The 12224-nt window shown below is 57.3% G+C and carries 13 protein-coding genes; 9 read left to right on the forward strand and 4 right to left on the reverse strand.

Annotated elements, in window-relative coordinates; genetic code table 11:
• Positions 1 to 184 precede the first annotated feature (184 nt).
• The 7 genes from hemJ to V1475_RS04300 all read left to right on the forward strand — a co-directional run bounded on the left by hemJ (position 185) and on the right by V1475_RS04300 (position 7564).
• Positions 185 to 637, forward strand: coding sequence for a protoporphyrinogen oxidase HemJ (gene hemJ, locus V1475_RS04270; protein WP_479411768.1), 453 nt, complete (start codon positions 185 to 187; stop codon positions 635 to 637).
• Positions 638 to 762: 125 nt separating this feature from the next.
• On the forward strand, positions 763 to 2034 hold the full coding sequence (gene rho, locus V1475_RS04275; RefSeq protein WP_066703479.1) for a transcription termination factor Rho: 1272 nt from the start codon (positions 763 to 765) through the stop codon (positions 2032 to 2034).
• A gap of 27 nt (positions 2035 to 2061) precedes the next feature.
• On the forward strand, positions 2062 to 3357 hold the full coding sequence (gene mnmE / locus V1475_RS04280) for a tRNA uridine-5-carboxymethylaminomethyl(34) synthesis GTPase MnmE (RefSeq protein WP_479411769.1): 1296 nt from the start codon (positions 2062 to 2064) through the stop codon (positions 3355 to 3357).
• A gap of 16 nt (positions 3358 to 3373) precedes the next feature.
• A complete protein-coding gene (gene mnmG / locus V1475_RS04285; protein WP_479411770.1) occupies positions 3374 to 5242 on the forward strand; it encodes a tRNA uridine-5-carboxymethylaminomethyl(34) synthesis enzyme MnmG in 1869 nt (622 codons plus the stop codon).
• A complete protein-coding gene (gene rsmG / locus V1475_RS04290) occupies positions 5242 to 5859 on the forward strand; it encodes a 16S rRNA (guanine(527)-N(7))-methyltransferase RsmG (RefSeq protein WP_479411771.1) in 618 nt (205 codons plus the stop codon). The genes mnmG and rsmG overlap by 1 nt, the downstream gene beginning before the upstream one ends.
• Positions 5852 to 6652, forward strand: a complete 801-nt coding sequence (locus V1475_RS04295; RefSeq protein WP_434289748.1) for a ParA family protein — start codon at positions 5852 to 5854, stop codon at positions 6650 to 6652. The genes rsmG and V1475_RS04295 overlap by 8 nt, the downstream gene beginning before the upstream one ends.
• 3 nt (positions 6653 to 6655) lie before the next feature.
• The gene (locus V1475_RS04300; protein ID WP_479411772.1) at positions 6656 to 7564 is read left to right on the forward strand and encodes a ParB/RepB/Spo0J family partition protein; all 909 of its coding nucleotides are present in this window, start codon (positions 6656 to 6658) and stop codon (positions 7562 to 7564) included.
• On the opposite strand, the gene hemW is transcribed toward V1475_RS04300, so the two are convergent.
• From hemW to rph, 4 genes are read right to left on the reverse strand one after another with little or no spacing between them, the layout of a single operon-like run.
• On the reverse strand, positions 7561 to 8718 hold the full coding sequence (gene hemW / locus V1475_RS04305; RefSeq protein ID WP_479411773.1) for a radical SAM family heme chaperone HemW: 1158 nt from the start codon (positions 8716 to 8718) through the stop codon (positions 7561 to 7563). The two genes, V1475_RS04300 and hemW, sit on opposite strands and share 4 nt — an antisense overlap.
• Positions 8719 to 8720: 2 nt before the next feature.
• Positions 8721 to 9104, reverse strand: a complete 384-nt coding sequence (locus V1475_RS04310; RefSeq protein WP_479411774.1) for a RidA family protein — start codon at positions 9102 to 9104, stop codon at positions 8721 to 8723.
• Complete coding sequence (gene rdgB / locus V1475_RS04315) at positions 9101 to 9721, reverse strand: RdgB/HAM1 family non-canonical purine NTP pyrophosphatase (protein ID WP_081423777.1); 621 nt, start codon at positions 9719 to 9721, stop codon at positions 9101 to 9103. The genes V1475_RS04310 and rdgB overlap by 4 nt, the downstream gene beginning before the upstream one ends.
• The gene (gene rph / locus V1475_RS04320; protein ID WP_066703455.1) at positions 9721 to 10434 is read right to left on the reverse strand and encodes a ribonuclease PH; all 714 of its coding nucleotides are present in this window, start codon (positions 10432 to 10434) and stop codon (positions 9721 to 9723) included. The genes rdgB and rph overlap by 1 nt, the downstream gene beginning before the upstream one ends.
• 121 nt (positions 10435 to 10555) lie before the next feature.
• Between rph and hrcA the strand changes: the two genes are divergently transcribed.
• Both hrcA and V1475_RS04330 read left to right on the forward strand, forming a co-directional pair.
• Positions 10556 to 11620, forward strand: coding sequence for a heat-inducible transcriptional repressor HrcA (hrcA, locus tag V1475_RS04325; RefSeq protein WP_434289745.1), 1065 nt, complete (start codon positions 10556 to 10558; stop codon positions 11618 to 11620).
• Between the two features lie 11 nt (positions 11621 to 11631).
• Positions 11632 to 12207 carry a nucleotide exchange factor GrpE gene (locus V1475_RS04330; protein WP_479411775.1) on the forward strand — a complete coding sequence of 192 codons (576 nt, stop codon included), beginning with the start codon at positions 11632 to 11634 and terminating at the stop codon, positions 12205 to 12207.
• Positions 12208 to 12224 lie beyond the last annotated feature (17 nt).

The following is a 12224-nucleotide window of genomic DNA, read 5'->3' on the forward strand; positions in this document are numbered from 1 at the left end:
CTCTGAAAAAAAATGATTTATAAAATTCTATCCGCAAATGTGGATAAGAAAACGAAAGGTTTTGAACCTCTGGACCACACTGGGGATAAGACAATAATCCAGACTATCCACAGGCCCTACTAAATCATCATCTTTCTTTTTTCTTTTAATATTTTATTTAGAAGGAAACTTCGAAAGGACGGTCATGGGCGATTTTCTGGCAAGCGTTTACCCCTGGACGAAATCGCTTCATGTGATCTCAATCATCGCCTGGATGGCCGGGATTTTTTACCTGCCACGTCTTTACGTCCGTCACACCGAAAGCGTGGAGCAGGGCACGGAGACCGATCTTCTGTTTCAGGACATGGAGCTGAAGCTTCTGAAAATGATCATGAACCCGGCGATGATTTCGAGCTGGTTCTTCGGTCTTTGCCTCGTCATGACCCCGGGCATCATCGTCTGGTCCGATGGCTGGCCTTGGGTGAAAGCGATTTGCATTCTTGCGATGACATGGTTTCACATGTGGCTTGCCGTCCGTCGCAAGGAATTCGTCGCCGGTACGAACACCCGAACAGGCCGCCATTACCGCATGATGAACGAGTTTCCGACGCTCCTGATGATCGTCATCGTCATCATGATCATTGCAAAGCCATTCTGAGAAAGATTGACTCGCATCCCCTTTGCTCTTAACTAGGCGCAAATCCCGGCCGTCCGGCCAAGGGGATTCTCCTGTGACATTTGAGAGAAAAGACCGACGCTCCGCGCGGGTCGCGATGGATTTCCATGACTGAAGAAAAACTCAATCTGGCCGATCTGAAAGCCAAGAGCCCCAAGACCCTTCTGGCGATGGCCGAAGAGCTTGAGATCGAAAACGCCTCCACCATGCGCAAAGGCGAGATCATGTTCCAGATCCTGCGCGAACGCGCGGATGAGGGTTGGGAGATCTCCGGTGACGGCGTGCTCGAAGTGCTGCAGGACGGGTTCGGTTTCCTGCGCTCTCCCGAGGCCAACTATCTGCCGGGTCCCGATGACATTTACGTCTCCCCGGAGGTGATCCGCCAATACGGTCTGCGCACCGGCGACACGGTCGATGGTGTGATGCAGGCGCCGAACGAGACCGAGCGCTATTTCGCGATCACCAAGGTGACGCTGATCAACTTCGAAGAGCCGGAAAAGGCCCGTCACAAGATCGCCTTCGACAACCTGACGCCGCTTTACCCCGATGAACGTCTGAAAATGGAGATCGAGGATCCGACGATCAAGGATCGCTCCGCCCGGATCATCGACCTCGTCGCACCCATCGGCAAAGGCCAGCGTGCGCTGATCGTCGCCCCGCCGCGCACCGGTAAGACCGTTTTGCTGCAAAACATCGCCCATTCGATCGAGACCAACCACCCTGAGTGCTATCTCATCGTGCTTCTGATCGATGAACGTCCCGAAGAGGTGACGGATATGCAGCGCTCGGTGAAGGGTGAGGTTGTGTCCTCCACCTTCGACGAACCGGCCACCCGTCACGTCGCCGTCTCCGAAATGGTGATCGAAAAGGCCAAGCGCCTCGTCGAGCACAAGCGTGACGTCGTCATCCTGCTCGACTCGATCACCCGTCTGGGCCGCGCCTTCAACACCGTTGTGCCGTCGTCGGGCAAGGTTCTGACCGGTGGTGTGGACGCCAACGCCCTGCAGCGCCCGAAACGCTTCTTCGGTGCCGCGCGGAACATCGAAGAGGGTGGGTCTCTGACCATCATCGCCACCGCGCTGATCGACACTGGCTCGCGGATGGACGAGGTCATCTTCGAAGAATTCAAAGGTACGGGCAACTCCGAGATCGTTTTGGACCGCAAAGTCGCTGACAAGCGCGTCTTCCCGGCCATGGACATCCTCAAATCCGGCACCCGGAAAGAGGATCTTCTCGTGGATGCGAAAGATCTCCAGAAAACCTATGTCCTGCGTCGCATCCTGAACCCGATGGGAACCACGGACGCCATCGAGTTCTTGATTTCCAAGCTGAAACAGACCAAAACCAATGGCGAGTTCTTCGACTCGATGAACGCTTAAATAAAAGGATATCAATAGGTTACGCCTATGGATACGATTTACGCCCTGGCAACCGCCCGCGGCAAAGCGGGTGTCGCAGTGGTCCGGATTTCCGGGCCGCTTGCGTTTTTAGCTGTCGAAATGCTGGTCGGCGACGTGCCTGCGCCGCGTCGGACCGCGCTGCGTCAGCTCAGGGATCGCGACGGCATCGTGCTGGACGAAGCTTTGGTGATCTGCTTCGAGGAAGGTGCGTCCTTCACAGGCGAGCAAAGCGCGGAATTGCAGCTTCACGGCTCTGTCGCCATCGTCAATGCGGTGCTGAAATGCCTGTCGGAGATCGACGGTTTGCGCCTCGCGGAAGCCGGGGAATTCACCCGCCGCGCACTTGAAAACGAACGTCTCGATCTGGCGCAGGTCGAAGGTCTCGCCGATCTGATCGAAGCGGAAACAGAGGCACAACGCCGTCAGGCTTTGAAGGTCTTCTCCGGCGCATTGGGTGAAAAAACCGAACGCTGGCGACGCGCGCTTTTGCGCTCTGCCGCTCTCCTTGAGGCGACGATTGATTTCGCCGACGAAGAGGTTCCGACGGATGTCTCCCCCGAGGTTCTGGTTCTCATCGCCGAGGTGATGATCGAACTCGAGGCAGAAGTTGAAGGCGCCAAAATGGCGGAACGCATCCGTGACGGGTTCGAGGTTGCCATTGTCGGTCCGCCCAATGCGGGCAAGTCGACATTGCTCAACATGCTTGCGGGGCGCGAAGCGGCGATCACGTCCGAGGTCGCGGGCACGACGCGCGATGTGATCGAGGTTCGGATGGAGCTCAAAGGTCTGCCGGTCACGTTGCTCGACACCGCCGGTCTGCGCGAAACCGAAGATGTCGTCGAAGCCATCGGCATCGAACGGGCACGCGAACGGGCGAAACATGCGGATCTTCGCGTCATCCTGATCCCGTCCGCCGATGTCAAACCGGAAATTGAACCGGTAGAGGGCGATCTCGTGGTGATCGGCAAAGACGATGCCGGGGAGTTTACCGGGCAGGGGCTTTCCATTTCCGGGAAAACCGGGCAGGGCGTCGATGTTATGGTGGCCGGAATTGCCGAAACCCTGAGCGCGCGCGCGAGCTCTGCGTCTACGGCAATCCGGGAACGTCACCGTGTGGCGATGAAAGCTGCGCTGACCTCTATGGAATCGGCGCGAAATGAGGTATTGAACGGGCCTGACCGGACCGAGCTTGCCGCCGAAGAGTTGCGGCGCGCGATCTATGCGTTGGATTGTTTGGTCGGTCGTATTGATGTGGAAGCTGTGCTTGGAGAAATTTTCTCCAGTTTCTGCATCGGGAAATGAGCAAGGAGTGTTTCACGTGAAACATACCGACTTCGATGTCGTCGTCGTAGGGGGCGGCCATGCAGGGTGTGACGCGGCGGCGGCAGCGGCCCGGGCAGGTGCGCGCACGGCCCTTGTCACGCTCAAGCGTGAAAACATCGGGGTGATGTCCTGTAACCCGGCGATTGGCGGGCTTGGTAAAGGCCATCTCGTGCGCGAAGTCGATGCGCTTGACGGTGTGATGGGCCGGATTTCCGACAAGGCCGGGATTCAATTCCGCCTTTTGAACCGGCGCAAAGGCCCTGCGGTCCAAGGTCCGCGTGCTCAGGCAGATCGCAAGATCTACCGTACCGAGATGCTCGCGGAACTCGAAACCACGCCCAACCTGACCATCGTTGAAGCGGAAGTCACCGATCTTCTGATGTCCGACGAAACCGTTGCGGGCGTTGTTCTGGGGGACGGTTCGGAGATCAAATCCGGTGCTGTTGTCCTCACGACTGGTACGTTTTTAAACGGCTTGATTCATATCGGTGACGTCAAACACCCCGGTGGTCGGATCGGCGACAAGCCGTCTATCGCCCTTGCGGAACGCCTTTACGGTTTCGATCTTCCCATTGGACGCCTGAAAACCGGTACGCCGCCGCGACTCAATGGCAAGACGATCAATTGGGAGATTCTCGAAGAACAGCCGGGTGATGACGATCCGGTGGTGTTTTCCTTCCTGAATCGCAAACCTTTCGCGCGTCAGGTGTCCTGCGGCATCACCCACACCAACGAGCGGACCCATGACATCATTCGCGAGAACCTTTCCCGGTCCGCGATGTATGGCGGCCATATCGAGGGGGTCGGGCCACGCTATTGTCCGTCGATCGAAGACAAGATCGTCCGATTTGCCGATAAAACTTCGCATCAGATCTTCCTCGAACCGGAAGGTTTGGAGGATGACACGGTTTATCCGAATGGCATTTCCTCTTCTCTGCCCGTTGATGTGCAGGAGGCTTATGTCCGTTCGATCCGTGGTCTGGAAGAGGTCGAAATCCTTCAGCCCGCTTATGCCATCGAATACGATTACGTCGATCCGCGCGCGCTGAGTCTGACGCTCGAACTGCGCGATGTGCCGGGGCTTTTCCTTGCCGGTCAGATCAATGGGACGACGGGCTATGAAGAGGCGGCAGCACAAGGTTTGGTAGCCGGTCTCAATGCGGCGCGTAAATCTATGGGGCAGGAGGGTGTCACCTTCACGCGCTCCGAGAGTTACATCGGGGTGATGATTGACGATCTCGTCACCCGTGGTGTCAGCGAACCCTATCGCATGTTTACCTCTCGCGCGGAGTTCCGCCTGTCTCTGCGCGCGGACAATGCCGATCAACGTCTTACCCCGCAGGGTATCGAGCTTGGTCTTGTCGGTGAGAACCGTAAGGCTGCGTTTTCTGACAAGATGGAGGCTCTGCAAAAAGGCCGCGAACAGCTTGAGCGCTCAAGCTATACGCCACGTGAACTGGGAGAGGCCGGCGTGTCCGTCAGCTCCGACGGTGCGCGGCGCAATGCTTACCAGGTCCTCGCATTTCCCGACGTGACCTTTGAGAACGTGATTGCACTGGACCCGACTTTTGCCGAGATTTCCCCGGAAATTCAGGAACAGATCGCGCGGGACGCGCTCTATGCCAATTACATCGAGCGGCAGAAACGCGATGTCGAAGCCTTGAAACGCGACGAACAGCAGAACATCCCGGATGATTTCGATTATGCGGCGCTCAGCGGTCTTTCGAACGAATTGCGCATGAAACTTACCAAGGTTCGGCCTCAAACCATCGCTCAGGCCGGGCGTGTCGAGGGGATGACACCCGCGGCCGTCACGCTCATTCTTGCACGTTTGCGCCAGACCCAGCGGCAGAAAGCCTCCTGATGAATACCCAGACTATAACGGGGCTCGATGTTTCACGTGAAACATTGGAGTGCCTTGAAACCTATCTGGCGCTTTTGAAAAAATGGAACCCGGCAATCAATCTGGTTGCAAAATCGACGCTGGATCAAGCTTGGCAACGGCATTTTGTCGATTCGGCGCAGGTGTTTTCCCTTGCGCCGAAACATATCCGCCATTGGGCCGATTTCGGCAGCGGCGGCGGCTTTCCCGGGTTGGTGTGTGCGACACTGGCCAAGGAGCTTTCACCAGAACTTCGTTTCACCCTCGTCGAATCGGATCAACGCAAGGCGACGTTTCTAAGAACAGTTGCCCGTGAGTTGAATCTTGAGGTTGAAGTGCTGTCGCAACGCATCGAACAGATCACGCCGCTTGGGGCCGATCTCATTTCCGCCCGCGCCTTGGCGAGTCTGCCGAAACTTCTGGAGTTTACCGAACGACATCTCGCGCCGGGGGGCCACGCTATTTTCATGAAAGGGATGTCTTTCCGCGAGGAGATCGCCGAATCCCTTGAAAGCTGGCGCTTCACCTACGAAGAATACCCGAGCGTCACGGATCGCGAATCCGTCATCCTTCTCATTGGAGATATTGAGCGTGTCTGATTTTTCCTCGTCCAGCAGCCCTAAAATCATTGCGATTGCGAACCAGAAGGGTGGGGTTGGGAAAACGACAACCTCGATTAACCTTGCCGCGGCGTTGGTCAAAAACGGTTGCCGGGTATTGGTCGTGGATCTCGATCCTCAGGGTAACGCGTCGACTGGATTGGGTATTGATCCGGAAAAACGCAACTACACAACCTATGACCTCGTTCTTGGTGACGTCGATCTGCATGACGTCATTCAGACCACCGATTTCGAAGGGCTGTGGATTTCCCCGGCGACGGTGGATCTCAGCTCCGCCGACATCGAGATGGTGTCCAATGAAAAGCGCAGCTACCTTTTGCACGATGCTTTGCGCCAGCCAGCGATTGACGATTTTCACTTCGATTTCATTCTGATCGACTGTCCGCCGTCGCTTAGCCTCCTGACGGTCAATGCCATGGTTGCCGCCGATTCCGTTCTGGTTCCGTTGCAGAGCGAATTCTTTGCGCTGGAAGGTCTGTCGCAGTTGATGCTGACGGTTCGCGAGGTTCGGCAAACCGCCAATTCCAAGCTGCGCATCGAAGGTGTTGTGTTGACCATGTATGACCAACGCAACAACTTGTCTCGGCAAGTGGAACAGGATGCGCGTGATAATCTCGGGGAATTGGTCTTCCAGACGGTGATTCCACGCAATGTTCGGATCAGTGAGGCGCCGTCTTTCGCGCTTCCGGTTCTGGATTACGATCCGACTTCGAAAGGCAGCCAAGCCTATCAGGCGCTCGCTCTCGAAGTTCTGGCAAAAAAAGGACGATAAAACATGTCGCAATCGGGCAAACCCAAAAACAGAGGTCTTGGTCGCGGGTTGTCCGCCTTGATGGCGGATGTCACGCAGGAAAATGTGTCCTCGGAAACCGCATCCGAACCGCGCCGTGCCGATATGATGGTGCCGATCGAAAAAATCGCACCGAATCCGGATCAGCCGCGCCGAACCTTCGAGCAGTCAGCTTTGGAAGAATTGGCCGAGTCGATTCGCGAAAAAGGGGTGATTCAGCCTCTGATCGTACGCGAAAACCCGCGTAAGGCTGGCGAATACGAAATCGTTGCCGGTGAACGCCGCTGGCGCGCGTCTCAGCTCGCGCGTTTGCATGAGCTTCCGGTTTTGGTGCGCGACTATTCCGACACGGAAGTGTTGGAAGTCGCGATCATTGAAAACATTCAGCGCTCCGATCTCAACGCGATTGAGGAGGCCGCAGGCTACAAGCAGCTCATGGAGCGCTTCGGACACACTCAGGAAAAGCTTTCCGAAGCTTTGGGCAAAAGTCGGAGCCATATCGCGAATCTGATGCGTCTTTTGCAGCTTCCGTCCGAGGTTCAGACCTATGTGATCGAGGGCCAGCTTTCCGCCGGACACGCGCGGGCATTGGTCACCGTTGACAACCCGTCCGAATTGGCGCGCGAGATCATTCACAAAGGGCTTTCCGTCCGCGAAACCGAAAAGCTTGTGAAGGGAGAAAAGACCCCAACCCAGCCCAAAGCACCGAAAACGCAGAATTTCGTGGAAAAAGACGCGGATACGCGCGCGCTTGAGGGCGATCTTTCTGCGGCCATCCGTATGAAAGTGACCATCGCGCATAAGGAGGGGACGGAGCAGGGCTCTGTGACGATTTCTTACGATAATTTGGACGAGCTGGACACGCTTTGCGCGATCCTTTCCCGGGGCGCTTAAGTCTCGGGGATCAAATCCCGGATGATTGTATTCAGCAGGGGCTTGCCTTTTTCCGACACGAAAAGGCGGCCCTTTTCCTTTTTCACAAAGCCATCTTCGATCAAGTAATTGTTTTCAATTGAAAATTCTTGACCCAAAAGGGTTGAGAGCCGCTCAATCTCGACGCCTTCGGTAATTCTTAGTCCCATCATGAGGTACTCAACGGCCTGATCGTAACCGCTGAGCGCTTCGCGAGGGTTTTCCCCATGGCCTTTTTGCTCGACCGAGGCGAGCCAGAGTTGCGGCGACAGGGGGGTATCGATGGCGTATTTTTGTCCGCCAAGCGTCAGCCGCGCATGCGCCCCGGGGCCGATCCCGGCATAATCGCCATAACGCCAGTAAATCAGGTTATGACGGCTCTCAGAGCCCTTTTGGGCGTGATTAGACACTTCATAGGCGGGCATTCCCGCCTTTTCACACTCTTCCTGAGTGATGAAATACATGTCTGCTGCGTCATCGTCCGTGGGTAAATCCCGAAGTTGCCCGCGATTGTAACGATCACCGAAGGCCGTGCCTTGTTCGATCGTCAGTTGGTAAAGCGACAAATGATCGACCGCCATGGACAGGGCTTCGCGCAATTCCTTGCGCCAGGCCTCCTGCGTCTGGCCCTGACGGGCGTAAATCAGGTCGAAACTCACGCGATCAAAGGTGCTTCGGGCAATCTCAAACGCTTTTTGCGCCTCGGAGACCGAATGCAAACGCCCCAGCCGCTTCAGATCCTCGTCATGCAGAGATTGAATCCCCATCGACACGCGATTGACGCCCGCGTCGCGATAGCCCTGAAACCGTCCGGCCTCGACCGATGTCGGATTGGCTTCGAGTGTGATTTCCACATCGTTGGCAAGCGTCCAACAGTCTCGAACCTTGCCCAAAATGGCGTTTACAAGCTCTGGGTCCATCAGGGATGGTGTCCCGCCGCCGAAAAACACGGTGTTCAGGACGCGGCCGGATGTTTCCCGTGAAACACGTTCGATTTCGGAGAGGTAGGCGCGTTCCCATGCCGCCTGATCGATTGTTGCCGCGACATGGGAATTGAAATCGCAATAGGGGCATTTCGACTGGCAAAACGGCCAATGAATGTAGAGGCCGAAGCCCCCGTTTTGCCAGTCTTCCACGATCAGCCTTTGAACGCCGTGATTTCGATTTCGATCTTCATCTCGGGTTTGATGAGATCGGCGACGACCATGGTGGCCGCGGGGCGAATATCGGCAAGAAACTCGCCAAGCGCCGGAACAACTTCGTCGACCAAAGTGGCATCGGTGATGGTGTATTGCACACGCACTGCATCCTTGAGCGAAAAGCCTTCGCCTTCCAGAACGCCGGAAATGGTTTTGAAACAGTTGCGCGCCTGATCGGCGATGCTTTCCGGCATGGTCATCGTGGCGTAATCGTAGCCGGTGGTGCCGGAGACGAAACACCAGTCGCCTTGCACGACAGCACGGGAATAGCCCATGACTTTCTCGAAATCAGAGCCGGAGGAGATCAGTTTGCGGGTGCTCATGTGTTGAGATCCTTGAAGGGTCCGGAGACCAGTTTGTGAAACGCGTCGGCGCGGTGGCTCATCGCCTGTTTCCGCGCATGATCCATTTCCCCGAAAGTTTCCGTTTCCCCATCGGGCAGGAACATCGGGTCGTAGCCAAAGCCATGCGGTCCGCGGGCGGGCCAGACAATCCGGCCTTCGACGGTGCCCTCGAAAATCTCGTCATGGCCATCGGGCCAGGCGAGACAGAGAGTGCAACAAAACCTCGCGGTGCGGGGTTCGGCTGCATTCGTCTCTTCGAGACGGTCCCAGACCTTTTGCATCGCCATGGCGAAATCGCGGCCATTGGGGGTTTCGGCCCAGTCCGCAGAATACACGCCGGGCGCGCCATCGAGACCGTCGACCGCAAGGCCGCTGTCATCGGACAGGGCAGGGAGGCCGCTGGATTTTGCGGCAAAATGCGCCTTGATCCGGGCGTTTCCGGCAAATGTGTCCTCGGTCTCTTCCGGCTCTTCAAAGCCCAACTCACCGGCGGAAATCACCTCGATCCCGAACGGCTCCATAAGCTCCGCGATCTCGCGAAGCTTGCCTTTGTTGTGCGAAGCGAGGACGAGCTTGTCGCCATCGAACGCGCGCATCACGCCACCGCCGCGTTTTGCGCCGCAACCAGTTCCGCCACGCCTTTTTCGGCGAGATCCAGCAATTCGTTCATCTGCGCGCGGGAATAGGTGGCCCCTTCGGCGCTCATCTGGGTTTCGATCAACTGACCGTTGGCCATCATGATGAAATTGCCATCGACGCCGGCCTCGGAATCCTCGGGATAATCGAGGTCCAGCACCGGCTGACCGGCGTAGATGCCGCAGGACACGGCGGCCACATTGGAAATCAGCGGATCGGTGACGATGTCGCCCGCTTTGATCAGCTTGTTGATGGCAAGACGCAGCGCAACCCAACCGCCGGTGATCGAGGCACAACGCGTGCCGCCATCGGCCTGGATCACATCGCAGTCGATGGTGATCTGACGCTCACCCAGAGCCACGCGATCCACACCTGCACGAAGGGCGCGCCCGATCAGGCGCTGAATCTCAACGGTCCGCCCGCCTTGTTTGCCCTGAGTGGCCTCGCGACGCATCCGCGACGAGGTCGAGCGCGGCAACATCCCGTATTCTGCGGTGACCCAACCCTGACCGGAATTGCGCATGAACGGCGGCACGCGCTCCTCGATCGTCGCAGTGCAAAGCACATGGGTGTCACCGCAGCGGATCAGGCACGATCCTTCGGCATGTTTTGTCACACCGGTCTCGATTGAAATCGGCCGCATCTCGTCTAAATTTCTACCCGAGGGTCGCATGATCGTTCCTTCCGCATCTGTTGCGGCAGACATAGCGAAGAGGGGCTCGGAGGCGCAAGCCTCATTGACCCTCCGCCCGGATGTCTTTTAATTGCAGAAGGCCTCGCAAGACGCAGGAAAAATGACCGAACGTGCCAATCTGATTGCCGAAATGAACAACCGCTCGCGGGAGGTGTTTCGGCGTGTGGTCGAGGGCTATCTCGACAGCGGCGGCCCTGTCGGCTCGCGCACGCTCACGCGGAGCATGAGCGAAAAGGTCTCCGCCGCGACGATCCGCAACGTGATGCAGGATCTCGAATATCTCGGCCTTTTGGACAGTCCGCATGTCTCCGCCGGTCGGGTTCCGACCCAGCTCGGACTGCGGCTTTTCGTCGATGGGCTTTTGGAAGTCGGCACGGTCACCGACGACGTGCGCGCCAAGATGGAGCACACCGTGCGCAATGAGGCCAGCGATGTGGGCGGAATGCTCGACCGCGTCGGGTCTGCGCTTTCGGGACTGACGCAGGGGGCAAGCCTCGTTCTGGCGCCGAAACACGAAGCCCCCGTGAAACATGTGGAATTCGTGAGTCTCGCGCCGGATCGCGCGTTGGTCATCCTGGTTTTTGCGGACGGGCAGGTGGAGAACCGCGTTTTCACGCCGCCCGTGGGGCAAACACCCTCGTCGCTCCGAGAGGCTGCGAATTTCCTCAATGCGCTGGCGGAGGGCAAGACCCTGTCCGAATTGCGCACCGTCGTCGAACGCGAAATCAAACTGCGCCGTCAGGAACTCGACAGCCTTGCCGCCGAACTGATCGAAAGCGGAACGGCGTTCTGGGAAGGCGAGGGCTCGTCTTACGAACGTCTGATCGTGCGTGGCCGCGCGAATCTTTTGGGCGACAGTGCGGAGGCGGAGGAACTCGACCGGATCAGAACCCTGTTCGACGATCTGGAGAAAAAGCGCGACATCGCCGAATTCCTCGAATTGACCGAGGACGGCGAGGGCGTACGTATTTTCATTGGCTCTGAAAACAAACTTTTCTCTCTTTCGGGTTCCTCTTTGGTGGTTTCTCCATATATGAACGCTGAACGAAAAATTATCGGTGCCGTGGGTGTCATCGGACCGACTCGCCTGAACTATGGGCGGATCGTCCCGATCGTCGATTACACGGCCCAGCTTGTTGGGCGCATTTTGTCCGGCAAGGCGTGAAAAGGTGGAACATGACGGATCCTAAAAAAGACATGTCTGAAGAGATCGAAACCGAGATCGACGAGATCATCGACATCACCTCCGAAGAGGCCCTCGAAGGTCCGGGGGAGGACGATTTTATGGCGGAGCTTGATGCGCTCCGTGCCGAGCGCGACGAGTTCAAGGACCGCTTCATGCGCGCGGTGGCCGATGCGGAAAACTCCCGCAAGCGCGCGGATCGCGATCGTCGTGAGGCGGAAAACTACGGCGGATCGAAACTGGCGCGCGATATGCTGCCGGTGTTCGACAATATGAAACGTGCCGTTGACACGATCACCGAGGAACAGCGCGCGGAACAGGCCGCGCTGATCGAAGGCATTGAGCTGACCATGCGCGAGCTGCTGAATGTCTTCGGCAAGCACGGCATTCAGATCATTTCTCCGGAAGTCGGCGAAAAATTCGACCCGAACCAGCACGAAGCCATGTTCGAGGCTCCGGTGCCGGGCACCAAGGCGGGCGACATCATTCAGGTGATGAACGTTGGCTTCATGATCCACGACCGTCTGCTGCGCCCGGCGCAGGTCGGCGTGTCCTCGACGCCCGCGTAAAGATTCAGGTCTGAGAA

The sequence above is a fragment of the Celeribacter sp. SCSIO 80838 genome, assembly GCF_056498065.1.